Source organism: Streptomyces viridosporus T7A (assembly GCF_008704515.1).
GTDB classification, from domain to species: domain Bacteria; phylum Actinomycetota; class Actinomycetes; order Streptomycetales; family Streptomycetaceae; genus Streptomyces; species Streptomyces viridosporus.
In genome coordinates this window covers 3,037,192-3,061,338 of record NZ_CP023700.1, presented here as the reverse complement: position 1 = coordinate 3,061,338, position 24,147 = coordinate 3,037,192, and the positions used below count along the sequence as shown (strand labels likewise).

18 protein-coding genes and 1 tRNA gene are annotated in these 24,147 nt (G+C 69.9%); 16 read left to right on the top strand and 3 right to left on the bottom strand.

The genetic code is table 11. The annotated features are described in order from the left end of the window. The first annotated feature begins 92 nt into the window (after positions 1-92). The 5 genes from CP969_RS14205 (at position 93) to clpX (ending at position 4,984) form a co-directional block, all read left to right on the top strand. Positions 93-169: transfer RNA gene (locus tag CP969_RS14205), tRNA-Pro, on the top strand. Between the two features lie 180 nt (positions 170-349). Next, positions 350-1,738, top strand: coding sequence for a trigger factor (tig, locus tag CP969_RS14200; protein WP_016826275.1), 1,389 nt, complete (start codon positions 350-352; stop codon positions 1,736-1,738). A 370-nt stretch (positions 1,739-2,108) separates the two neighbouring features. After that, positions 2,109-2,714: an ATP-dependent Clp protease proteolytic subunit gene (locus CP969_RS14195; RefSeq protein ID WP_016826276.1), complete on the top strand. Its 606-nt coding sequence runs from the start codon at positions 2,109-2,111 to the stop codon at positions 2,712-2,714. Positions 2,715-2,826: 112 nt separating this feature from the next. Continuing rightward, positions 2,827-3,507 carry an ATP-dependent Clp protease proteolytic subunit gene (locus CP969_RS14190; protein ID WP_004988122.1) on the top strand — a complete coding sequence of 227 codons (681 nt, stop codon included), beginning with the start codon at positions 2,827-2,829 and terminating at the stop codon, positions 3,505-3,507. 190 nt (positions 3,508-3,697) lie between these two features. Then, on the top strand, positions 3,698-4,984 hold the full coding sequence (gene clpX, locus CP969_RS14185; RefSeq protein ID WP_004988123.1) for an ATP-dependent Clp protease ATP-binding subunit ClpX: 1,287 nt from the start codon (positions 3,698-3,700) through the stop codon (positions 4,982-4,984). Positions 4,985-5,046: 62 nt separating this feature from the next. Here clpX and CP969_RS14180 read toward each other — a convergent pair whose 3' ends face one another. Beyond that, a complete protein-coding gene (locus CP969_RS14180; RefSeq protein WP_016826277.1) occupies positions 5,047-6,003 on the bottom strand; it encodes a hypothetical protein in 957 nt (318 codons plus the stop codon). 138 nt (positions 6,004-6,141) lie between these two features. Between CP969_RS14180 and CP969_RS14175 the strand changes: the two genes are divergently transcribed. From CP969_RS14175 to CP969_RS14125, 11 genes are all read left to right on the top strand, one after another. Next, positions 6,142-8,793, top strand: coding sequence for a valine--tRNA ligase (locus CP969_RS14175; RefSeq protein ID WP_016826278.1), 2,652 nt, complete (start codon positions 6,142-6,144; stop codon positions 8,791-8,793). Between the two features lie 106 nt (positions 8,794-8,899). Continuing rightward, positions 8,900-10,429 (top strand): bifunctional tetrahydrofolate synthase/dihydrofolate synthase, encoded by a 1,530-nt coding sequence (gene folC, locus CP969_RS14170; RefSeq protein ID WP_016826279.1) that lies wholly within the window; start codon positions 8,900-8,902, stop codon positions 10,427-10,429. Positions 10,430-10,434: 5 nt separating this feature from the next. Beyond that, entirely contained in the window at positions 10,435-10,785 is a 351-nt protein-coding gene (locus CP969_RS14165; protein ID WP_016826280.1) for a DUF4233 domain-containing protein, read from the top strand. A 67-nt stretch (positions 10,786-10,852) separates the two neighbouring features. Next, positions 10,853-11,266, top strand: a complete 414-nt coding sequence (gene ndk, locus CP969_RS14160; RefSeq protein ID WP_004988136.1) for a nucleoside-diphosphate kinase — start codon at positions 10,853-10,855, stop codon at positions 11,264-11,266. Positions 11,267-11,583: 317 nt separating this feature from the next. Beyond that, positions 11,584-12,603: a rod shape-determining protein gene (locus CP969_RS14155; RefSeq protein WP_016826281.1), complete on the top strand. Its 1,020-nt coding sequence runs from the start codon at positions 11,584-11,586 to the stop codon at positions 12,601-12,603. Between the two features lie 163 nt (positions 12,604-12,766). Then, positions 12,767-13,708, top strand: coding sequence for a rod shape-determining protein MreC (gene mreC, locus CP969_RS14150; RefSeq protein ID WP_016826282.1), 942 nt, complete (start codon positions 12,767-12,769; stop codon positions 13,706-13,708). 12 nt (positions 13,709-13,720) lie between these two features. Further along, positions 13,721-14,392 carry a rod shape-determining protein MreD gene (mreD, locus tag CP969_RS14145; protein WP_004988142.1) on the top strand — a complete coding sequence of 224 codons (672 nt, stop codon included), beginning with the start codon at positions 13,721-13,723 and terminating at the stop codon, positions 14,390-14,392. A gap of 115 nt (positions 14,393-14,507) precedes the next feature. Further along, positions 14,508-16,868, top strand: coding sequence for a penicillin-binding protein 2 (gene mrdA / locus CP969_RS14140; RefSeq protein ID WP_016826283.1), 2,361 nt, complete (start codon positions 14,508-14,510; stop codon positions 16,866-16,868). Continuing rightward, the gene (rodA, locus tag CP969_RS14135; protein WP_016826284.1) at positions 16,865-18,067 is read left to right on the top strand and encodes a rod shape-determining protein RodA; all 1,203 of its coding nucleotides are present in this window, start codon (positions 16,865-16,867) and stop codon (positions 18,065-18,067) included. The genes mrdA and rodA overlap by 4 nt, the downstream gene beginning before the upstream one ends. Positions 18,068-18,133: 66 nt before the next feature. Next, on the top strand, positions 18,134-19,708 hold the full coding sequence (locus CP969_RS14130) for a CYTH and CHAD domain-containing protein (protein WP_016826285.1): 1,575 nt from the start codon (positions 18,134-18,136) through the stop codon (positions 19,706-19,708). A 97-nt stretch (positions 19,709-19,805) separates the two neighbouring features. Continuing rightward, the gene (locus CP969_RS14125; protein WP_016826286.1) at positions 19,806-21,770 is read left to right on the top strand and encodes a TIGR03960 family B12-binding radical SAM protein; all 1,965 of its coding nucleotides are present in this window, start codon (positions 19,806-19,808) and stop codon (positions 21,768-21,770) included. A 363-nt stretch (positions 21,771-22,133) separates the two neighbouring features. On the opposite strand, the gene CP969_RS14120 is transcribed toward CP969_RS14125, so the two are convergent. After that, on the bottom strand, positions 22,134-22,364 hold the full coding sequence (locus CP969_RS14120; RefSeq protein ID WP_016826287.1) for a hypothetical protein: 231 nt from the start codon (positions 22,362-22,364) through the stop codon (positions 22,134-22,136). Positions 22,365-22,419: 55 nt separating this feature from the next. Beyond that, positions 22,420-24,039, bottom strand: a complete 1,620-nt coding sequence (locus CP969_RS14115; RefSeq protein WP_051044422.1) for a recombinase family protein — start codon at positions 24,037-24,039, stop codon at positions 22,420-22,422. Positions 24,040-24,147: the final 108 nt, after the last annotated feature.

Here is a 24,147-nt window from a genome sequence, read left to right as displayed (position 1 = left end):
CCCGTCCCCGTCGCACCGCCGACGCCGCACCGCGCCCGGGAAATGCGGCGGAAGGACTGCCCGGCGGCATGTACCCTACGTGTCGCACCAGACGGGGTGTGGCGCAGCTTGGTAGCGCGTCCGCTTTGGGAGCGGAAGGCCGTGGGTTCAAATCCCGCCACCCCGACCAACCACCCGATCGTCTCCGATGATCGCCTTTGGGCGCCGTAGTCGCTGCCGTTACTATTCAAGCTGCACGCCCGTGTCTCTCAGCTCTCCGAGCGTCTGATGCAGTCCTCCGGGCGGCGCATCGGCCGGACCGTTCTGGTTCCGGCGGAAACCGAGAAGTCAGCCACAAGGAGACCGAACCGTGAAGAGCGCCGTGGAGACCCTGAACCCGACCCGGGTTCGGCTCACTGTCGAGGTGCCCTTCGAGGAGCTCAAGGACAGCCTCGACGCGGCGTACAAGAAGATCAACCAGCAGGTCACGGTGAAGGGCTTCCGCAAGGGCAAGGTCCCGGCCCGGGTCATCGACCAGCGGTTCGGTCGGGGTGCGGTGCTGGAGGAGGCTGTCAACGACGCTCTCCCGAAGTTCTACACCGACGCCGTCAACGAGGCCGAGCTGAGCCCGCTGGGCCAGCCCGAGGTCGACATCACGGAGCTGAAGGACGGCGAGACGCTGAACTTCACCGCCGAGGTCGACATCCGCCCGACCATCGAGATCCCGGACTACTCCGGCATCGAGGTCGAGGTCGACGCCATCGAGGTCACCGACGAGGACGTCGAGAAGTCCGTCGAGCAGCTCCGCGAGCGCTTCGCCTCCACCTCCCCGGTCGAGCGCGCCGCCGAGGACGGCGACGTCGTCACCATCGACCTCCAGGCCAAGGTCGACGGCGAGGTCCTCGAGGACGGCGTCGCGAGCGACGTCTCCTACACCATCGGCTCCGGCGAGCTGCTGGACGGCATCGACGACGCCGTGAAGGGCCTGTCCGCCGGTGAGGAGGCCACCTTCACCTCCGAGCTGAAGGGCGGCTCCGCGGCCGGCAAGGAGGCCGAGGTCACCGTCAAGGTCACCCAGGTCGCCAAGCGCGAACTGCCCGAGCTGGACGACGAGTTCGCGCAGCTCGCCTCCGAGTTCGACACGCTCGAGGAGCTGCGGGCGGACAGCCGCAAGCGCCTGCGGGACATGAAGGAGTACGACCAGGCCACGCAGGCCCAGGAGCGCGTCCTGGAGAAGCTGCTCGAGCTGGTCGAGGTCCCGGTCCCCGAGAAGCTGCTCGAGGACGAGGTCAACACCCGCAAGCACAACCTCGAGCACCACCAGCTCGGCCAGATGGGCCTCACCCTCGACAAGTACCTGGAGATCCAGGGCAAGACCGTCGAGGAGTTCGAGACCGAGACCCGCGAGGCCGCGATCAAGGGCATCAAGACCCAGTTCGTGCTCGACGAGCTCGTCAAGCAGGAGAAGCACAACGTCAACCAGGAGGAGCTCACCGAGCACCTCATGCGGCGCGCGGCCTCCTCCGGCATGTCCCCCGACCAGTTCGCCCAGGCGGTCGTCGAGGGCGGCCAGGTTCCGCTCCTGGTCGGCGAGGTCGCCCGCGGCAAGGCCCTGGCCGCCGTGGTCGAGAAGGCCACGGTCAAGGACACCAACGGCGAGATCATCGACCTCGAGGAAGACGACGAGGACGACAAGGCCGAGGCCGCCGACGCCGCCGAGGCCACCGAGGCCTCCGCCGAGGAGAAGACCGAGGGCTGATCCCCGCGGCACCTCAGACGTGCGGACGACGGGCCCCGGGCGCGCTGTGCCCGGGGCCCGTCGCGCTTGCGCGCGGACGCGCCGCCGTGCGGCTGCGTGAGTGCGGGCGGCCCCGGGTACCCGGCCGTCGCCCGCTCACCGGCACGACCGCGGCGAACGGGCGGCGGAACCCACCCGCGGAGCGCACCGCGCTACGCCCCCGGCGAACACTCCCCGCTGCGGGATTCCCCGAAGGGACCCGCGCGTTAGGGTCCATGAATACGAGGGCAGGGGAGTCCCCGAGCACCGCCGGACGGCCCCAGCCCCGGCAGAACACGTGAGACGGCCCGGCGCCGTCGTAAGACGAGCAGGTGGATACGTGACGAATCTGATGCCCTCCGCCGCCGGCGAGCCCTCCATCGGTGGTGGCCTCGGCGACCAGGTCTACAACCGGCTGCTCAACGAGCGGATCATCTTCCTCGGCCAGCCGGTCGACGACGACATCGCGAACAAGATCACCGCACAGCTGCTGCTCCTTGCCTCCGACCCGGACAAGGACATCTACCTGTACATCAACAGCCCCGGCGGTTCCATCACGGCCGGCATGGCGATCTACGACACCATGCAGTACATCAAGAACGACGTGGTGACGATCGCCATGGGCCTGGCGGCCTCCATGGGTCAGTTCCTGCTGAGTGCCGGCACCCCCGGCAAGCGCTTCGCGCTGCCCAACGCCGAGATCCTGATCCACCAGCCGTCCGCCGGCCTGGCCGGCTCGGCCTCGGACATCAAGATCCACGCCGAGCGGCTGCTGCACACCAAGAGGCGCATGGCCGAGCTCACGTCCCAGCACACCGGTCAGACGGTCGAGCAGATCACCCGCGACTCCGACCGCGACCGCTGGTTCGACGCCTTCGAGGCGAAGGAGTACGGCCTCATCGACGACGTGATCGCCACGGCCGCCGGCATGCCGGGCGGCGGCGGCACCGGGGCCTGAGAGGCCTCGCGGAGCCCCCGGCGGCCCCGCGCAGCCCGTCGGGCCCGTCCGGGCCCGCAGAACAGCCCCAGCAGCCCCAGCCGACCGCCTCAGCCCCTTTTCAGGAGACACCGTGAACGACTTCCCCGGCAGCGGCCTGTACGACCGCACGCGCGCCGAGTACACCGGCCCCGCGGCCGAGTCCCGTTACGTCATCCCCCGCTTCGTCGAGCGCACCTCCCAGGGCATCCGCGAGTACGACCCGTACGCGAAGCTCTTCGAGGAGCGCGTGATCTTCCTCGGCGTCCAGATCGACGACGCCTCCGCCAACGACGTCATGGCGCAGCTGCTGTGCCTGGAGTCGATGGACCCCGACCGGGACATCTCGGTCTACATCAACAGCCCCGGCGGCTCCTTCACGGCGCTCACGGCGATCTACGACACGATGCAGTACGTGAAGCCGGACATCCAGACGGTCTGCATGGGCCAGGCGGCCTCCGCCGCCGCCGTCCTGCTGGCCGCCGGCACGCCCGGCAAGCGCATGGCGCTGCCGAACGCCCGTGTGCTGATCCACCAGCCGTACAGCGAGACCGGCCGCGGCCAGGTCTCCGACCTGGAGATCGCCGCGAACGAGATCCTGCGGATGCGGACGCAGCTGGAGGAGATGCTGGCCAAGCACTCCACCCGGCCGATCGACAAGATCCGCGAGGACATCGAGCGCGACAAGATCCTCACGGCCGAGGACGCGCTGCAGTACGGCCTGATCGACCAGATCATCACCACCCGGAAGATGGACAACGCCAGCCTGCGCTGACGCGGGAGGCTTCGGGAGGCTGTATCGTCTGCCGCCCCTTGGCACGGTTTGGTGCGGTTCACGTCAAAGCGAACCGTGCCAAGGGGGGCCCGAACGGAGGGCTCGGCAAGGTACCGTCGGACATAAGGCAGCACCAGGAGCCACCGGACATCGACGTCCGGGCGACTCCCAGGCGAAGGGGAAGCACACCGTGGCACGCATCGGTGACGGCGGCGATCTGCTCAAGTGCTCGTTCTGCGGCAAGAGCCAGAAGCAGGTCAAGAAGCTCATCGCAGGGCCCGGTGTGTACATCTGCGACGAGTGCATCGATCTCTGCAACGAGATCATCGAGGAAGAGCTCGCCGAGACCAGCGAGGTCCGCTGGGAGGAGCTGCCCAAGCCCCGCGAGATCTACGAGTTCCTCGAGGGGTACGTGGTCGGCCAGGAGGCGGCCAAGAAGGCCCTCTCCGTCGCGGTGTACAACCACTACAAGCGCGTCCAGGCCGGCGAGAACGGCGGCGCCCAGGGCCGCGAGGACGCCATCGAGCTGGCGAAGTCCAACATCCTCCTGCTGGGCCCCACGGGCTCCGGCAAGACGCTGCTGGCCCAGACCCTGGCCCGCATGCTGAACGTCCCCTTCGCGATCGCCGACGCGACGGCGCTCACGGAGGCGGGGTACGTCGGCGAGGACGTCGAGAACATCCTGCTGAAGCTGATCCAGGCGGCCGACTACGACGTCAAGAAGGCCGAGACCGGGATCATCTACATCGACGAGATCGACAAGGTCGCCCGCAAGAGTGAAAACCCGTCGATCACGCGTGACGTCAGCGGCGAGGGCGTCCAGCAGGCCCTGCTGAAGATCCTCGAGGGCACCACGGCCTCGGTACCGCCGCAGGGCGGCCGCAAGCACCCGCACCAGGAGTTCATCCAGATCGACACGACGAACGTGCTGTTCATCGTGGGCGGTGCCTTCGCGGGCCTGGAGAAGATCATCGAGGGCCGGGCCGGCGCCAAGGGCATCGGCTTCGGCGCGACGATCCGCTCCAAGCGGGAGTTGGAGTCCAAGGACCAGTTCGAGGAGGTCATGCCGGAGGACCTGGTCAAGTTCGGCATGATCCCCGAGTTCATCGGCCGCCTCCCGGTCATCACCTCGGTCCACAACCTCGACCGCGAGGCCCTGCTCAAGATCCTCGTCGAGCCGCGCAACGCCCTGGTCAAGCAGTACCAGCGCCTCTTCGAACTCGACGGCGTGGAGCTGGACTTCGAGCGCGAGGCGCTGGAGGCCATCGCCGACCAGGCCATCCTCCGCCAGACCGGCGCGCGGGGCCTGCGGGCCATCATGGAGGAGGTCCTGCAGGGCGTGATGTACGAGGTCCCGTCCCGCAAGGACGTCGCCCGCGTGGTCATCACGGCGGACGTGGTCCTCTCCAACGTCAACCCCACCCTCATCCCGCGCGACGCGCGCGGCCGTGGGCCGGGCGAGCAGAAGACGGCGTAGCCGCAGCGGACGTGGAAGGGGCCCCGGTCGTCGACCGGGGCCCCTTCGTGCGTCTGCCGGCGTCAGGCCTTGACGCGGACGTCCTTGCGGAACTCGGCGGTGAGCTCGGACGCCTTGCCCAGGTCGGCGGGCTTGCCGGCCATGGTGTCGGCCAGATCGGTGTGGATGACGACGGCCAGCGTGCTGTGGTCGCCCCAGATGCACACCGGCATGCTGACCTCCGCAGGACCGGTGGCCGCGTCGCCCGCCACGGCGTCACTGTTCTTGATCTTGATTTCCTGGCACTTCAGGACGGCGTTCTCCAGAGCGCTCGGCTCGAAGACCTTCGGGCTGCCGACGACCTCGCCCTCGGTCTCCTTGTCCTCGGAGGCGTTCTTCTTCAGCTCCGCGAACATGGCGTCGACGACCTTCTCCGGGTCGTCGATCTCGCCGTGGACGCCCATGAACTGGAGCATCTTCATGGCGAACGGATTGTTCTCGTCCCCGGCCTGGTAGACCGCGTTGACGTCCTCGGCGTTCTTGACGCCGTGCTTCTCGGCTTCCTTCATGTCGTTCTCGTCGAAGCCGCCGCCGCCCGCGGCGTCGCCCTTCTTGTACTCGCCGCCGAGCACGGTCGCCGGGGTCGTCAGCTTGTGCGGGCCGTCGTCGGCGATGTCCGAACCGCCGCCGCCCCCGCCGATCACGAAGTACGCGCCCACGGCGATCGCCGCCACGACCGCCACCGCGCCGACGATGATCCCGGCCTTCTTGCCGCCGCCCGCCGCCGGGGGCTGGGGCGGCATGCCGTGCGGGGCCTGGCCGTAGGGCGGCTGCTGGCCGTACGGGGGCTGCTGGGGCGGGACGCCCGGGCCGGGCTGCTGGGGGTAGCCGTAGCCGGGCTGGCCGGGCGGGGGAGCCTGCTGGGGGTAGCCGTAGCCGGGCTGCGGAGCCTGCGGCTGCTGGCCGTAAGGACCCGGCTGGCCGTACGGTCCGGGCTGCTGGGGCTGCCCGCCGTACGGGCCCGGCTGGTTGTAGCTCATCTCTGGGTTCCCCTCCAGATACCTGTGTGTCGCTGACATCCTGACTCAGGAGCGGCTCGTTCAGGCCACCGGGGGGGTGCACCGTTACAAAGGAATCGCGTTTCGGGACTGGGTCGTGACACCTCTAAACTGGCCCCCGTGACCGAGAACACTCAGCAGCCGCAACCAGCCCCCACGACCGAACTGCCGACCCAGTACGTGCCGGCCGACGTAGAGGGGCCGCTGTACGAGCGCTGGGTGGAGCGCGGGTACTTCGAGGCGGACGCCAAGAGCGACAAGCCGCCGTACACCATCGTCATCCCGCCGCCGAACGTCACGGGCAGCCTGCACCTGGGGCACGCCTTCGAGCACACCCTCATCGACGCCCTGACCCGCCGCAAGCGCATGCAGGGCCACGAGACGCTGTGGCAGCCGGGCATGGACCACGCCGGCATCGCCACGCAGAACGTCGTCGAGCGGGAACTCGCCAAGGAGGGCAAGTCCCGGCACGACCTCGGCCGTGAGGCCTTCGTCGAGCGGGTCTGGCAGTGGAAGGGCGAGTCCGGCGGTCAGATCTCCGGCCAGATGCGCCGCCTCGGCGACGGCGTCGCCTGGTCGCGTGAGCGCTTCACCATGGACGAGGGCCTGTCGAAGGCCGTCCAGACCATCTTCAAGCGGCTCTACGACGACGAGCTGATCTACCGCGCCGAGCGCATCATCAACTGGTGCCCCCGGTGCCTGACCGCCATCTCCGACATCGAGGTCGAGTACCAGGACGACGACGGCGAGCTCGTCTCCATGAAGTACGGCGACGGGGACGACACCATCGTCGTCGCCACCACCCGCGCCGAGACGATGCTCGGTGACACGGCCGTCGCCGTCCACCCCGAGGACGAGCGGTACCAGCACCTGATCGGCAGGCTCGTCAAGCTGCCGCTGACCGACCGCTCCATCCCGGTCGTCGCCGACGAGCACGTCGACCCGGAGTTCGGCACCGGCGCCGTCAAGGTGACCCCGGCGCACGACCCGAACGACTTCGAGATCGGTCAGCGCCACGGCCTGCCGTCCCTCACCGTGATGGACGAGCACGCCGTCATCACCGCGCACGGCCCCTTCCAGGGCCTGGACCGCCTCGAGGCCCGGTCCGCCATCGTCGCCGCGCTGCGCGCCGAGGGCCGGATCGTCGCCGAGAAGCGGCCCTACACCCACTCCGTCGGCCACTGCTCGCGCTGCAAGACCACCATCGAGCCGCGGCTGTCCATGCAGTGGTGGGTCAAGGTCGGCCCGCTGGCGAAGGCGGCGGGCGACGCGGTCCGCGACGGCAGGGTCACGATCCATCCGCAGGAGATGGAGAAGCGGTACTTCGACTGGGTCGACAACCTCCACGACTGGTGCATCTCGCGGCAGCTGTGGTGGGGCCACCGCATCCCGGTCTGGTACGGGCCGGACGGCGAGGTCGTCTGCGTCGGCCCGGACGAGGAGCCGCCGGGCGGCGAGGGCTGGCACCAGGACACCGACGTCCTCGACACCTGGTTCTCCTCCGGCCTGTGGCCCTTCTCCACCCTCGGCTGGCCCGAACGGACCGAGAGCCTCGCGAAGTTCTACCCGAACTCCGTCCTGGTCACCGGCTACGACATCCTCTTCTTCTGGGTCGCCCGGATGATGATGTTCGGCCTGTACGCGATGGACGGCACCCCGCCGTTCCACACCATCGCCCTGCACGGCATGGTCCGCGACCAGTTCGGCAAGAAGATGTCGAAGTCCTTCGGCAACGCGGTCAACCCGCTGGACTGGATGGACAAGTACGGCAGCGACGCCCTGCGCTTCACGCTCGCGCGCGGCGCCAACCCCGGTGTCGACGTGCCGATCGGCGAGGACTGGGTCCAGGGTTCGCGCAACTTCGCCAACAAGATCTGGAACGCCACGCGCTTCGCGCTGATGAACGGCGCCACGGTCGAGGGCCCGCTGCCGGACGCCTCGCGGATGTCGCCGACCGACCGCTGGATCCTGTCCCGGCTGAACTCGGTCGTGGCCGAGGTCGACGCGTACTACGACGACTTCCAGTTCGCCAAGCTGTCGGACGCGCTGTTCCACTTCGCCTGGGACGAGGTCTTCGACTGGTACGTCGAGCTGTCCAAGACGACGTTCCAGGCGGGCGGCGAGCCGGCCGAGGTCTCCCAGCGGGTCCTGGGCGAGGTCCTCGACGTCACGCTCCGGCTCCTCCACCCGGTCGTCCCGTTCGTCACCGAGACGCTGTGGACGACGCTGACCGGCGGCGAGTCGGTCGTCATCGCCGACTGGCCCACGGCCGTGTCCGTCCCCGGCGCCGACGCACCGGGCGGCTTCCGGGACGCCGACGCCGAGCGGGAGATCGCCACGCTCCAGTCGGTCGTCACCGAGGTCCGCCGGTTCCGCGCCGACCAGGGCCTCCAGCCCGGCCAGCGGGTCCCGGCCCGGCTGAGCCTGGACGGCACGGCGCTGGCACGGCACGAGGCGGCCATCCGCCAGCTGCTGCGCCTGCAGCCGGAGGGCGAGGCCTTCACCGCGACGGCGACCCTGCCGGTCGCCGGGGTCGAGGTCGCGCTGGACCTGTCCGGCGTGATCGACGTGGCCGCCGAGCGCAAGCGGCTGGCCAAGGACCTCGCCGCCGCGGAGAAGGAGAAGTCCCAGGCCACGGCCAAGCTCGGCAACGAGGCGTTCCTGGCGAAGGCACCGGACCACGTGGTGGAGAAGATCCGCACCCGGCTCGCCAAGGCGGACGAGGACATCACCCGCATCCAGGCGCAGCTGGAGCGGCTGCCGCAGGCGTAGGCGCCGGCCGGCGCACGGCCCCGGAACCCGACGGGTTCCGGGGCCGTGCGCCGTGGCCGCGGGGTGCGCGGCCGTGACGCTCGCCGGGCCTCCGTAGACTGGCCCCGTGAGCGAGCTCCCCCCGAACGGCAACCACGACCAGTCCGACCCCGGTGACCCCGTCGACTCCTTCGAGGAGATCATCGCGGCCGAGACGGACCGCGACCCCGACCTCGCGGTGATCGAGGCCGGCAGCCGCACCCTGCGCACCCAGGGCGGGCCGCCGCAGGCCGAGGTGCCCGCGCGGCCGGAGGACCCCGAGGTCGACAAGGCCCTCAGGGAGGTCGAGGGGGAGCTGGCGACCCGCTGGGGCGAGACCAAGCTGGAGCCGTCGGTCGACCGGATCTCCGCGCTGATGGACGTGCTGGGCGAGCCGCAGCGCTCGTACCCCTCGATCCACATCACCGGCACCAACGGCAAGACCTCCACCGCCCGCATGATCGAGGCTCTGCTCGGCGCCTTCGAGCTGCGCACCGGGCGGTACACCTCGCCGCACGTCCAGTCGATCACCGAGCGGATCAGCCTGGACGGCGCGCCGATCTCCGCCGAGCGGTTCGTCGAGACCTACCGGGACGTCCAGCCGTACGTCGAGATGGTCGACGCGCGGCAGGAGTACCGGCTGTCCTTCTTCGAGGTGCTCACCGGCATGGCGTACGCCGCCTTCGCCGACGCGCCCGTGGACGTGGCGGTCGTCGAGGTCGGCATGGGCGGCAGCTGGGACGCCACCAACGTGATCGACGCGAGCGTCGCCGTGGTGACGCCCATCGCCCTCGACCACACCGACCGGCTCGGCACCACCCCCGCCGAGATCGCGGGGGAGAAGGCCGGCGTCATCAAGCGGAACGCCACGGTGATCATGGCCCAGCAGCCGGTGGACGCGGCGCAGGTGCTGCTGAAGAAGGCCGTCGAGGCGGACGCGACCGTGGCCCGGGAGGGGCTGGAGTTCGGCGTCGTCGCCCGGCAGGTCGCCGTCGGCGGGCAGCTGGTCACCCTGCGCGGACTCGGCGGCGAGTACACCGAGGTGTACCTGCCGCTGCACGGCGCGCACCAGGCGCACAACGCGGCCGTGGCGCTCGCCGCCGTGGAGGCGTTCTTCGGCGTCGGCGCCCAGCGCGCCGAACCGCTCGACCACGACACCGTGCGCAGGGCCTTCGCCGCCGTCGCCTCACCGGGCCGGCTCGAGGTCGTCCGCCGGTCGCCGACCGTCGTCCTGGACGCCGCCCACAACCCGGCGGGCGCACGGGCGGCGGCCGAGGCGATCGGGGAGGCGTTCCAGTTCAGCCGGCTCGTCGGCGTCGTCGGCGCGAGCGGCGACAAGAACGTGCGCGGACTGCTCGAGGCGTTCGAGCCGGTCTTCGCCGAGGTCGTCGTCACGCAGAACTCCAGCCACCGCGCGATGGACGCCGACGAACTGGCGGGCATCGCCGTCGAGGTGTTCGGCGAGGACCGCGTCCAGGTCGAGCCCAGGCTGCCCGACGCCCTGGAGGCCGCGATCACGCTGGCCGAGGAGGAGGGCGAGTTCGCCGGCGGCGGTGTGCTCGTCACCGGTTCCGTCATCACCGTCGGCGAGGCCCGACTGCTCCTGGGGAGGGGCTGAGAAACGTGCGTACCCTCTGCGCTTCGACCCTGATCGGCGAGTTCTTCATCGTCGGCTTCGCCGGACTGGTCGCGATGAAGGACCCGGACCTGTCCACGGGCACCGTGTGGACCGTGTGCGGCATCGCCATGTTCCTCTGCGTGGCCCTGTGCGGGGTGATCACCCGGCCCGGCGGCGTGACCCTCGGCTGGGTGCTGCAGATCGCCCTCGTCGCCTCCGGCTTCTTCGTCCCGGCGATGTTCTTCCTGGGCGCGGTGTTCGCGGTGCTGTGGTGGGCATCGGTGCATTTCGGGCGGAAGGTGGACGAGGCGAAGGCCCGTTTCGCCGCCCAGGCCGACCGGCCTGACGCTGCGTGACGAACGGCCCGACACGCCCGGTAACCTCATCCCATCCCGCATCTTTGGACGCACAAGGAGTTCCGTCGTGACCCAGCGCACCCTCGTCCTCCTCAAGCCGGACGCGGTCCGTCGCGGCCTGACCGGCGAGATCATCAGCCGCATCGAGCGCAAGGCCGGCTGGCGGATCACCGCGCTGGAGCTGCGCACCCTGGACCAGGACACGCTGGAGCAGCACTACGGCGAGCACAAGGGCAAGCCGTTCTACGAGCCGCTGGTGGAGTTCATGGCCTCCGGGCCGGTCGTGTCGATGATCGTCGAGGGTGAGCGGGTCATCGAGGGAGTGCGCCAACTGGCCGGTCCCACCGACCCGATCGCCGCGGCCCCGGGCTCGATCCGCGGGGACTTCGGCGTGATCGTCCGGGAGAACCTGATCCACGCCTCCGACTCCGAGGAGTCCGCCGAGCGCGAGGTGAAGATCTTCTTCCCGAGCCGGGCGTAACGGCGGCGCATAACGATCGCGTCGCGGCCGTCCCCGGTGACGCCGGGCTGCGTTTGGCCGCCTGTCGGGGGGTCTGGGGGCTTTGCCCCCGGGCCCTTTTCCGGCATATGCACGGCGTTCGGGGGAACGGATGCCCCCGATGGACCGTCTCCACAAGCAGGGGGGCGCGCCACCGGATGACAATGGCGAAGACCCTCGCGCAGTGTTCGCGAAGGCGCGTCTACCATGGAAGCCTTCACGTCACAGCACCCACCTCGCCGACCTGAAAAGCCCTCAAAGCTCGTGGGGAGGCCAGACGAATCCTGATGGGGAACTCAATGTCGTTCATCGGCCGTGACATGGCTGTCGACCTCGGGACCGCCAACACGCTGGTGTACGTCAGGGGTCGTGGGATCGTACTCAACGAGCCGTCCGTCGTCGCGATCAACACCAACACCGGTGGGATCCTCGCGGTCGGCGCCGAAGCGAAGAAGATGATCGGGCGCACCCCCGGCAACATCGTCGCCGTGCGCCCGCTGAAGGACGGCGTCATCGCCGACTTCGAAATCACCGAGCGGATGCTCCGCTACTTCATCCTGAAGATCCACAAGCGGCGGTATCTGGCTCGGCCGCGAGTCGTCGTCTGTGTGCCGTCGGGCATCACCGGCGTCGAGCGCCGTGCCGTCATCGAGGCGTCGTCCCAGGCCGGCGCCCGCCAGGTGCACATCATCGAGGAGCCGATGGCCGCGGCCATCGGCTCCGGCCTGCCGGTCCACGAGGCCACGGGCAACATGGTGGTGGACATCGGCGGCGGCACCACGGAGGTCGCGGTCATCTCCCTCGGCGGTATCGTCACCGCCCAGTCCATCCGCGTGGCGGGTGACGAACTGGACAACGCGATCATCCAGCACGTCAAGAAGGAGTACTCCCTCCTGCTGGGTGAGCGGACGGCCGAACAGATCAAGCTCACGATCGGTTCGGCGTACGACCTGGACACCGACGAGCACACCGAAATCCGCGGCCGGGACCTCGTCTCCGGGCTGCCCAAGACGGTGGTCATCTCCGCCGCGGAAGTGCGCAAGGCGATCGAGGAACCCGTCAACGCCATCGTCGACGCCGTCAAGACGACCCTCGACAAGTGCCCGCCGGAGCTGTCCGGCGACATCATGGACCGGGGCATCGTCCTGACCGGTGGCGGAGCGCTGCTGCGCGGCCTGGACGAGCGGCTGCGCCAGGAGACGGGCATGCCGATCCACATCGCCGAGGACCCGCTGGACAGCGTGGCGCTCGGCTCCGGCAAGTGCGTCGAGGAGTTCGAGGCGCTCCAGCAGGTGCTGGACGCCCAGCCCCGCAGATGAACCGGCTCCTTGATTCCGCCGTACGGGACAACCTTTTTCCGTGCGGCGGATCATTGATATGGAGGCGTCGTTCTCCTGACGCCTCCACACATCCGCACCACTACACCTGAACAGACAGACACCCCCATACCCGTTCTCGACGAGGAAGGCACGGCCGCCGCACGTGAGGGACACACGAGAGAGCCGGCTGCTCCTGGTGCTGCTGATCGCCATCGCGTTCGCACTGATCACGGTGGACATCCGCGGTGGGGAGGATTCACCGGTCGACGGTGCCCGGCAGGCCGCGGCGACGGTCTTCGGCCCCATCGAGAACGGGGTGTCGGGCGTGGTCGGCCCGGTCGGCAACGCGGTCTCCGCGGTCCGCGACTCCGGCGACCGCCACGACCGGCTCGCCGAACTCGAGCGGGAGAACACCGCGCTCAAGGCCGAACTCGGCAGCGACGACCGCAACCGCAGCCGGCTGAAGCAGCTCGACAAGATGCTGAAGATCGCCGGACAGGGCCAGTACGGCATCAAGGGCGCCCAGGTCATCGCCATAGGAGCCGCCCAGGGCTTCTCCTGGACCATCACCATCGACGTCGGCGCCGACGACGGCATCGAGCGCGACATGACCGTCCTCAACGGCGACGGACTCGTCGGCCGCGTCACCACCGTGGGCCCGAACACGGCCACCGTGCTGCTCGCCAGCGACCCCGACTTCACCGTCGGCACCCGTATGGAGGCCACCGACGAGCTCGGCTTCGCCTCCGGCCAGGGCGACCGCCCGCTGCGCGTCGAACTCCTCAACGGCAAGGCCGAGGTCAAGAAGGGCGACCGCCTGGTCACCTTCGGCTCGCAGGCCGACAAGCCGTTCGTGCCCGGCGTCCCCGTCGGTGTCGTCTCCCGCGTCGACCCCTCCGGCGGCGACCTCACCCGCACCCTCTACGTCACCCCGTTCGTCGGCTTCAGCAAGCTCGACGTCGTCGGTGTCGTCGTCCAGGCCCCCAAGAAGGACCCGCGCGACACGGTGCTGCCCAAGAAGTCCGAGCCGACCCCCACGCCGACCGTGACGGTGACCGTCACGCCCTCCGCCCCGGCCGACGGTCAGCACCAGCAAGAGCAGTAGGAGCTGTCACCCATGCGCGTCAACCGGATCCTGCTCTCCAGCTCACTGATCGTCGTCGCCCTGGTGATCCAGGTGAGCGTCCTCGCCCGCCTCCACCTCCCGGGCGCCGTCCCCGACCTGCTGCTGCTCACCGTCCTCGGCCTCGCCCTGGTCTACGGCCACGTCGGCGGCGCCCTCGTCGGCTTCGCCGCCGGGCTCCTCGTCGACCTCGCCCCGCCCGCCGACCACGCCGCCGGCCGCTACGCCCTCGTGCTGTGCGTCATCGGCTACCTCGCCGGGCTCGTCAAGCCCGAGAGCGGCCAGGTCAAATCGGCCACCGGCCCCATGGTCGTGGTCGTCGCCGCCGCGCTCGGCTCCACCCTGCTCTACGCCGGTGTCGGCGCCCTCGTCGGCGACACCGCCGCCCGCCACGTCGGCCTCGGCGGACTGCTGTTCACCGCCGCGCTGTACGACCTGCTGCTCGCCCCGTTCGTCGTCCCCGGCGTCATGGCCCTGGCCCGGCGCGCCGAGAACGACCCGCTGGCCGAGACGAGTTCCACCGCCAAGGCCGGCGACGTCTCCTCCGGCTGGATCTCCGGCGGCACCGGGCTGCGCATCGGCGGACAGCGGAGCGGCCTGCGGATGAAGGCGGCCCGGGCGCGCATGGCCCGCGCCGGACGCATCAAGGGGGTCAAGCGCCTGTGACCTCGCCGGACTTCACCCGAACGGATGAACGACGGCGGAACCCCGCCGCACGGGACGGCCGTTCACCACTCGTACCCGCACACACGTACACGCACGGAGAGGGGGAGCGAGCCGCGTGACCAACATCCCCGAGACCGGCCGCAGTCCACGGGTCCAGATCCGGCTCGTCGTCATCCAGGTCCTCGTCCTCTCCCTCCTCGGCACCCTCGGCGGACGCCTGTGGTACCTCCAGATCCGCGAGGGCGACCAGTACGCCAAGGAGGCCTCCGGCAACCACGTCCAGCAGGTCGTCCAGCCCGCGGTCCGCGGCTCCATCCTGGACGCGCGCGGAGTCCCCCTCGCCGACAACGAGACCCGCCTGGTCGTCTCCGCCTCCCGCACCGACCTCATGAAGATGAAGGACGACGGCGAGGCGGTCCTCACCAAACTCGCCGGCGTCCTCGGCATGACCCCCAAGGAGGTCATGGAGAAGGTCCGGCTCTGCGACGCCGAGACCCCCCAGCCCTGCTGGAACGGCTCGCCGTACCAGCCCATCCCCATCACCGACGAGACCACCCCCAAGCAGGCCCTGCAGATCCGCGAACGCGCCGAGGACTTCCCCGGCATCACCGCCGAGCCGCAGGCCGTGCGCCGCTACCCGAGCCCCGGCAAGGCCAACACCGCCCAGGTCCTCGGCTACCTCTCGCCCGTCACCGACGAGGAGATCCAGAAGGCGCAGGACACCAGCTCGCCCTACCTGCGCTCCGACCAGGTCGGCCGCTCCGGCCTGGAACGCCAGTACGACAAGCAGCTGCGGGGCAAGGCCGGCGTCACCCGCTACGAGGTCGACAAGCTCGGCCGCGTCATCGGCCAGGCCGAGGCCGACCCCGCCCAGCCCGGCGCCAACCTCGTCACCAGCATCGACGCCCGCGTCCAGCGGATCGCCGAGTACGAGCTGAACGAGGCCATGAAGGCCGCCCGCAAGGAACACGACCGCAACACCAACCGCACCTACGAGGCCGACTCCGGAGCCGTCGTCGTCATGGAGGCCAGGACCGGCCGCGTCGTCGCCATGGCCTCCAACCCGACCTACGACCCCAACGCCTGGGTCGGCGGCATCTCCTCCAAGGACTACGCCCGGCTCACCGGCAAGAAGTCCAACTACCCGCTGCTCAACCGCGCCATCCAGGGCCAGTCGGCCCCCGGCTCCATCTTCAAGGTCATCCCGACGGCCGCCGCGGTCAACGCCGGCTACTCCTTCGAAGGCCCCTACGCCTGCACCAGCTCGTACTCCATCGGCGGCCAGGTCTTCAAGAACTTCGAGTCCCAGGACCACGGCGCGATCAGCCTCGGCCGCGCCCTGGAGGTCTCCTGCGACACCGTCTTCTACCGGCTCTCCCACGAGGAGTGGAAGCGCGACGGCGGCAACAAGCCGAAGAAGAACGCCAAGGACTGGTTCTACAAGACGGCCCACCAGTTCGGCCTCGGCAAGGAGACCGGGATCGACCTGCCCAACGAGGTCACCGGCCGCGTCCCCGACCGCCAGTGGAAGCTGGACTACTGGAAGGCCAACAAGGACGCCTGGTGCAAGTACGGCGACAAGGACGGCAGCTACGCCGAGAAGATCGCCTACGAGAACTGCCTCGAAGGCAACCGGCTGCGCGCCGGTGACTCCGTCAACTACTCCATCGGCCAGGGCGACACCCTCGTCACCCCCATCCAGATGGCCACCGTCTACGCGGCCCTCGCCAACGGCGGAACGCTCCACAGCCCCACCGTCGGCAAGGCCGTCATCAGCCCCGACGGCAAGACCGTCACCGAGATCGAGCCCGAGGCGTACGGCAAGCTGCCGATCACGAAGAAGACCCTCGCCGAGATAGACGAAGCCCTCGAGGGTGTCGCCACCCGGGGCACGGCCGCCTGGCGGTTCGGCGGCTGGCCGCAGGACGAGATCCCCATGCACGCCAAGACCGGTACCGCCGAGGTCCACGGCAAGCAGACCACCTCCTGGTTCGCCACCTACACCGAGGACTACTCGATCGTCATGACGATCTCCCAGGGTGGTACCGGCTCCGGCGCCTCCGGCCCCGCCGTGCGCAACATCTACAACGCGCTGTACGGCGTCGCCGAGGACGGCACGATCGACAAGAAGAAGGCGCTGCTGCCCGAGCCCCAGAAGACCCTCCCGAAGGTCGGGACGGACGGCACCATCAAGTCCCCGAAGATCTCCAAGGACCCGGCCAAGGACCGGCCGACCGCCTCACCGGACGCCCAGGCCACCACCCCCCAGGACGGCCAGGACGGCCAGGACGACCCCGCCGACCAGCAGGCCGGCACGGTCCCCTCACCGGAGGCCGGCAACCGCGACACCCGCCGCCGCGACCGGCGCCGGGGCGGCGGCCGGCGGCCGGGCGACGGACCACGCCGGGGCGACGGCCGCCCGGGCCGCCACCGACACCACCGGCGGGCCACCGGAACCCGGAGGGCGGCGTCATGAGCGGCGGCGTGAACAGCTTCCACGTCTCCGGCTACGGACCCGAGCGGGCCGGCTGGACCCGGGTCTTCGCCCGCGACTCCCTCGCCCGGCGCCTCGACTGGCCGATACTGCTGTCGGCGACCGTGCTGTCCCTGCTCGGCTCGCTCCTGGTCTACTCGGCCACCCGCAACCGCACCGAACTCAACCAGGGCGACCCGTACTACTTCCTGATCCGGCACTGGCTGAACACCGGCATCGGACTGGCCCTGATGATCGGCACGGTCTGGCTCGGCCACCGCGCCCTGCGCACGGCCGTGCCCCTGCTGTACGGCGCCTCGGTCTTCCTGGTCCTGCTGGTGCTCACCCCCCTGGGCTCCACCATCAACGGCGCCCACTCCTGGATCAAGCTCGGCGGCGGCTTCTCGCTCCAGCCCTCGGAGTTCGTGAAGGTCACGATCATCCTGGGCATGGCGATGCTGCTCGCCGCCCGGGTCGACGCGGGCGACAAGCCCTACCCCGACCACCGCACGGTCCTCCAGGCACTCGGCCTGGCCATCGTCCCCATGCTGATCGTGATGCTCATGCCCGACCTCGGCTCGGTCATGGTCATGGTCATCATCGTGCTCGGCGTGCTCCTCGCCTCCGGCGCCTCCAACCGGTGGGTCTTCGGCCTCCTCGGCGCCGGCGCGATCGGCGCGATCACCGTCTGGCAGCTCGGCGTGCTCGACGAGTACCAGATCAACCGCTTCGCCGCCTTCGCCAACCCCGAGCTCGACCCCGCCGGCGTCGGCTACAACACCAACCAGGCCCGCATCGCCATCGGCTCCGGCGGCCTCACCGGCTCCGGCCTCTTCCAGGGCTCCCAGACCACCGGCCAGTTCGTCCCCGAGCAGCAGACCGACTTCGTCTTCACCGTCGCCGGTGAGGAACTCGGCTTCGTCGGCGGCGCACTGATCATCGGCCTGCTCGGCGTCATCCTCTGGCGCGCCTGCCGCATCGCCCGCGACACCAGCGACCTCTACGGCACCATCGTCGCCGCCGGCATCGTCGCCTGGTTCGCCTTCCAGTCCTTCGAGAACATCGGCATGACCCTCGGCATCATGCCCGTCACCGGCCTCCCCCTGCCGTTCGTCTCCTACGGAGGTTCGTCGATGTTCGCCGTGTGGCTGGCGGTCGGCCTCCTGCAGTCGATCAAGGTGCAACGGCCGATGTCCGCGTAACCACCCGCCTCACCGGTGCGGAGCGGCCCTCTGCCGCTCCGCACCCGAACCGGCTAGATTCGGGTCATGGCGGACACCCAGCGCGAGATCGAGCGGAAGTACGAGTCCGAGCACACCGCACTGCCCGACCTGACCGGCATCCCCGGTGTCGGGTCCGTCCGGGACAAGGGCGTCGCCCACCTCGACGCCACCTACTACGACACCACCGACACACGCCTGGCCGCCGCCTCCCTCACCCTGCGCCGCCGCACCGGCGGCTCCGACGCCGGCTGGCACCTCAAGTTCCCCGTCGCCCCCGGCGTGCGGGACGAGATCCGCGCCCCGCTCTCCGACGACCTCCCGGAGAGCCTCGCCCGCCTCGTCCGCTCCCGCGTCCGCGAACGCGCCCTGCACCCCGTCGTCCGACTGCGCTCCGACCGCGACGTACGCCACCTCCTCGACCCCGCCGGCCGGCTCCTCGCCGAGGTCAGCGTCGACACCGTGCACGCCGAACGCCTCACCGGCGACGGCGGCACGGCCCGGTGGACCGAGATCGAGGTCGAACTCGGCCCTGACGGCGACCCCGCCTTCCTCGACACGGTGGAGAAGAAGCTCCGCGCAGCGGGCGTGCGCCCCTCGAAGTCCGCGTCGAAGCTGGCCCGGGCCCTGGCGGAGACGGCCCCCGCGCAGGCGGCCCCCCGGCCCGAGGAGGCACCCGCCCCGGCCACCGCGCCGGCCGCCGCACCCCGCCAGAAGCGCAGGACCCGGGCGGTGGGCAGCCCCGTCACCGCGGGCGACCACGTCCTCGCCCACGTCCGCGCCCAGCGCGACGCCCTGGTCGAGCTCGACCCCGCCGTGCGCCAGGACGTACCCGACTCCGTCCACCGCATGAGGGTCGCCACCCGCCGCCTGCGCAGCACCTTCCGCTCCTACCGCACCGTCCTCGACCGCGAGGCCACCGACCCGATCGCCGCCGACCTGAAGTGGCTCGCCGGCGAGCTGGGCCTGGACCGCGACCAGGAGGTCCTCGCCGCGCGCCTGCGAACCGCCCTGGACGACCTGCCCGGCGCCCTCGTCCACGGCCCGATCGGCGACCGGCTGACCGCCTGGTCCGAGGCCCGCCACAGCGGAGCCCACGGCCGCCTCACCGCCGTCCTCGACTCCCGCCGCCACCTCGGACTCCTCGACGCCCTGGACGCCCTGCTGGCCGACCCGCCGCTGCGCAAGAAGGCCGCCGCCAAGCCGGACAAGGTGCTCGCCAAGGCCGTGCGCAAGAACCTCGACAAGCTCTCCGGCCTCGTCACCCGCGCCCTCGACCTCCCGCCCGGCGACGACCGCGACCGCGCCCTGCACGAGGCCCGCAAGAAGACCAAGCGCACCCGCTACGCGGCCGAGGCCGCCGCCCCGGCACTCGGCGGCCCCGCGGACGACCTGGTCACGTCCATGAAGACGCTGCAGGAGCTGCTCGGCGACCACCAGGACGGCGTCATGGCCCGCAAGGCCCTGCGCGAGCTGGCCGCCGTCGCCCACGCGGCGGGGGAGAACACCTTCACCTACGGCGTCCTGTACGGCCGCGAGGAGCACCGCGCGCGGACCGCCGAAGCGGCACTTCCGGACACCTGGACCTCGATCGGCAAGGACCTCCGGCACTGGACGTCGTAGGAGGGACCCTCCCGGCCGCGTTACGCTGAATGGTCACCCGTCCCCGCAGCCTCCTTCGGCCGGGGGGACCCCCAGACAGCACACGAAGGTTCGCGAGATGCCTGCCGAAGCCGCCGAGTCTGTGTTCCCGCAGCTCGAAGCTCTGCTCCCGCATGTGCAGAAGCCGATCCAGTACGTCGGCGGAGAGCTCAACTCCACGGTCAAGCCGTGGGAGAGCTGCGACGTCCGCTGGGCGCTCATGTACCCCGACGCGTACGAGGTCGGACTGCCCAACCAGGGCGTCATGATCCTCTACGAGGTCCTCAACGAACAGGACGGAGTCCTCGCCGAGCGCACCTACAGCGTCTGGCCGGACCTCGAGGCGCTGATGCGGGAACACCGCGTCCCGCAGTTCACGGTCGACAGCCACCGTCCGGTGAAGGCCTTCGACGTGTTCGGCCTGAGCTTCTCCACCGAGCTCGGCTACACCAACATGCTCACCGCCCTGGACCTGGCCGGCATCCCGCTGGAGTCCAAGGACCGCGGCCTCGACGACCCGATCGTCATGGCCGGCGGCCACGCGGCGTTCAACCCCGAGCCGATCGCCGACTTCATCGACTGCGCGGTCATCGGCGACGGCGAGCAGGCGGTCCTCGAGGTCACCCGGATCATCCGCGCCTGGAAGGAGGAGGGCCGCCCCGGCGGCCGCGAGGAACTCCTCTTCCGCCTGGCGAGGACGGGCGGGGTGTACGTCCCCGGCTTCTACGACGTCGAGTACCTCCCCGACGGCCGGATCGCCCGCGTCGTACCGAACAGGTCCGGTGTCCCGTGGCGCGTCTCCAAGCACACGGTCATGGACCTCGACGAGTGGCCCTACCCCAAGCAGCCCCTCGTCCCGCTCGCCGAGACGGTCCACGAGCGCATGTCGGTGGAGATCTTCCGCGGCTGCACCCGCGGCTGCCGCTTCTGCCAGGCCGGCATGATCACCCGCCCGGTCCGCGAGCGCTCCATCACCGGCATCGGCGAGATGGTCGACAAGGGCCTGAAGGCCACGGGCTTCGAGGAAGTCGGCCTGCTGTCGCTGTCGAGCGCCGACCACTCGGAGATCGGCGACATCGCCAAGGGCCTCGCCGACCGCTACGAGGACGACAAGATCGGCCTCTCCCTCCCCTCCACCCGCGTCGACGCCTTCAACATCGACCTGGCCAACGAGCTGACCCGCAACGGCCGCCGCTCGGGCCTGACCTTCGCGCCGGAGGGCGGCTCGGAGCGCATCCGCAAGGTCATCAACAAGATGGTCTCCGAGGACGACCTCATCCGGACCGTCGCCACGGCCTACGGCAACGGCTGGCGCCAGGTGAAGCTGTACTTCATGTGCGGCCTGCCCACCGAGACCGACGACGACGTCCTCCAGATCGCCGACATGGCCACCCGGGTGATCGCCAAGGGCCGCGAGGTCTCCGGCTCCAACGACATCCGCTGCACGGTCTCCATCGGCGGCTTCGTCCCCAAGCCGCACACCCCCTTCCAGTGGGCCCCGCAGCTCTCCGCCGAGGGCACGGACGAGCGCCTCGCCAAGCTGAGGGACAAGATCCGCGGCGACAAGAAGTACGGCCGCTCCATCGGCTTCCGCTACCACGACGGCAAGCCCGGCATCGTCGAGGGCCTGCTCTCCCGCGGCGACCGCCGCGTCGGCGCGGTCATCCGCGCGGTCTACGAGGACGGCGGCCGCTTCGACGGCTGGCGCGAGCACTTCTCCTACGACCGCTGGATGAACTGCGCGGACAAGGCGCTGGCCCCCTTCGGCGTCGACGTCGACTGGTACACCACCCGCGAGCGCACCTACGAGGAGGTCCTGCCCTGGGACCACCTCGACTCCGGCCTGGACAAGGACTGGCTCTGGGAGGACTGGCAGGACGCCCTCGACGAGACGGAGGTCGAGGACTGCCGCTGGACGCCGTGCTTCGACTGCGGGGTGTGCCCGCAGATGGACACGGCCATACAAATCGGACCGACCGGGAAGAAGCTGCTGCCTCTTACGGTCAAGAACAGTGGGCCGGCGCCGCGCGGGCACGCGCACTGACGTGGGCGGGGCACTCGATCGGGTGGTTGAGGCACTGGCAGGGGCGAGCGAGGACGAGGCAGCGGCCGCGTTGGCTGCTGCCGGAGCTTCGAGCCGTAGGCAGCCCACGCTGCAGAGCGGTCCTCGCACGCCTTTGCCGGGCCGACGAGAAACCTTGAACGTCCGTTCAGAGGTGGAGTGGGTCTGAGGGGTCAATGGCCCCCGGCGGCAGTTCGTGCCCCTGTGGCTCAGAGCCCGGCGAGTGGATCAGGGCTCTCCAACGGGATCGCCGTTGACCGAGCCGGAAGGGCCCGCTGGTCTTCGTGACCGTCGGGCCCTTCCGCGTGCTGCGGCCTTCGGTACGGCTAATGGCACCGCCTGCGGTCACTGCCGGTTTCGGTCGGTTTGCCGGCGCTTCCGCTGGGCACGGCGGTTCCAGAACCTGATCCAGGCCAGCCAGAGGTCACGCTTGTGTTCGGAGTCGTCGGGGACGACGGCGTGGACGAGGAGGATGATGCCGGGCGTCACAATCGCACGCACCACGGCGATGGCGACCACCCACCAGGGGGCACCCGCGAAGGTGAGCGCACACACCGCGGCGGATCCGCCGAGCACGGTGAGGCCCGTCCGTCTCGGGAGGCGGCTGCCCTCGTGTGTCGGCCGAGGTGCGTCAGAACGCTTCCGCGAAGTCGTCCTGCTTGAGCACCAGGCGGTTCCGTACGTCCTTGGGGATCCTCAGCTTCATGTGGATACGCGGGGCGCGGATGCCCTTCACCTTGGTCCGCTTGATCACGCACTGCACGCCGACCCGGAGCAGATCGGCGGCCATGGCCTCCATGCCGCCCTCTTCCCAGTGGGTGCGGAAGGTCTTGCCGTTGTGCACGGCCACCCATCGATCCTTCGTCGACTCCGGATCGATGGTCTCCAACTGCTTGATGAGGTCGTCCAGCGTCTTCTCGGCCTGCTCCTTGGTGAACCGTGTCTTCGTGAAGCGGCCTCCGGGCTCGAGGCCGGTCATGTAGTAGCTGATGGACTGCTCGAGACGCTGCAGTTCCTTGCGGGCCTCGGCGCCCTGCCGGTACTCGCGCGTCATGACCGGTTCGTCCCCGAGAACCCTCAGGACGTCCTCGACGAGCTTGCTGTAGATCTCATCGGGGTTCGGCGCGCCGTGGCCTCCGCCCTTGCACTTGCCGCACCGCAGGTACTTGTAGAACCGCCCGTTGACGTGGTTCTGCTGCACGGTCATGTTCGAGCCGCAGTCATGGCAGATCAGCACGCCGAGGAACTTCGTCGCGCCGTCGGGGCGCCGGGTGGGCTGCTTCTTCCCACGACGGTCCAGGGCCTCCTGGAGGCTCTGGAACTCGTCCTCGGTGAAGATCGGGTCCGCCACGCGTATGGGCTTCGCGTCGTTGCCGAGGACGATCTTCGAGCGGCGCACGCCCCCGTTCTTGTCCTCTTCCACGCGGTACCCCATGAGCGCCGGGTTCCTGAGCCGACGGAGCAGCGTCGATGCGGTCAGGCCCGGTCCGCAGAGTCCGGCTCGCACGAGGACCTTGACCATGCGCCGGGCGGAAGCGGGCTTGTCCCTCATGGCCGCGGTGCGGCACCAGTGCAGTGCCCGGTGTGCGTCCTCGTTGATGACGAGTACGACCCTGCCGTTCTCGTCCTCTGCCGTCTCGTACCCGTACGTCGGCTTGCCCACGAGCCAGTCGCTCTGTGTCTTGGTGTAGTTCCAGAGGCTCGCCACGCGGGTGCTCGTGTTGGCCGCCTCGATCTCGGCGATGCCACCGATGATCGTGACCATGATCTTCCCGGCCGTGGTGGTCAGGTCGATCGAGTCGTTCTTGGAGACGAGGTTCTTCCCGTACTTCAGGCACCAGTCGATCATGGTGCTGAGGTCGGTGAGCCGCCGTACGAAGCGGTCCAGCTTCCAGAAGAGGATCTCGTCGAACTCCGGCGCCCGGTTGTTGAGCCAGTCCCCGAGCTCCTTGCGCTTCCACGGCGGGACCTTCGTGGCCGACACGTTGAGGTCGCTGGCCACGCCGACGACTCGGCAGCCGCGGTCCAGGGCCAGCCTGCGCAGGTCGAGCTCCTGGCGGACCGGTGACGTCGTGTCGTCGGTGAGGACGGACAGCCGCACGGACAACAGGGCCCGTGGTGCGTCGTCGGGTAGGGCTGTCTCCGCCTTCTTCAGCTCCTCCAGGAGAGCTAAGTCGGCCTCGGTCCACTCGGCTTCGACTTCGTACTGCCGCCGGTCGGTCGCCCGGCGGCTCCTGGTTCGTTTCCCCATGTGGAGGACGGTAGCGCGGATTTGGGCTTGTCGGTATATGGCGGCAGATGGACACCTCCATCCGGATCGATCAGACCGGCAAGAAGCTGCTCCTCCTGACCGTCAAGA

What these genes read in the sequence shown, in the direction of transcription:
- CP969_RS14180 (WP_016826277.1), bottom strand. Translation starts at nt 6,003, where the DNA reads ATGAGCTACAACCAGCCGGGCCCGTACGGCGGGCAGCCCCAGCAGCCC.
- CP969_RS14125 (WP_016826286.1), top strand. Translation starts at nt 19,806, where the DNA reads ATGCCTGCCGAAGCCGCCGAGTCTGTGTTCCCGCAGCTCGAAGCTCTG.
- CP969_RS14115 (WP_051044422.1), bottom strand. Translation starts at nt 24,039, where the DNA reads ATGGGGAAACGAACCAGGAGCCGCCGGGCGACCGACCGGCGGCAGTAC.
- CP969_RS14155 (WP_016826281.1), top strand. Translation starts at nt 11,584, where the DNA reads ATGTCGTTCATCGGCCGTGACATGGCTGTCGACCTCGGGACCGCCAAC.
- CP969_RS14130 (WP_016826285.1), top strand. Translation starts at nt 18,134, where the DNA reads ATGGCGGACACCCAGCGCGAGATCGAGCGGAAGTACGAGTCCGAGCAC.
- CP969_RS14195 (WP_016826276.1), top strand. Translation starts at nt 2,109, where the DNA reads ATGCCCTCCGCCGCCGGCGAGCCCTCCATCGGTGGTGGCCTCGGCGAC.
- mreD (WP_004988142.1), top strand. Translation starts at nt 13,721, where the DNA reads ATGCGCGTCAACCGGATCCTGCTCTCCAGCTCACTGATCGTCGTCGCC.
- rodA (WP_016826284.1), top strand. Translation starts at nt 16,865, where the DNA reads ATGAGCGGCGGCGTGAACAGCTTCCACGTCTCCGGCTACGGACCCGAG.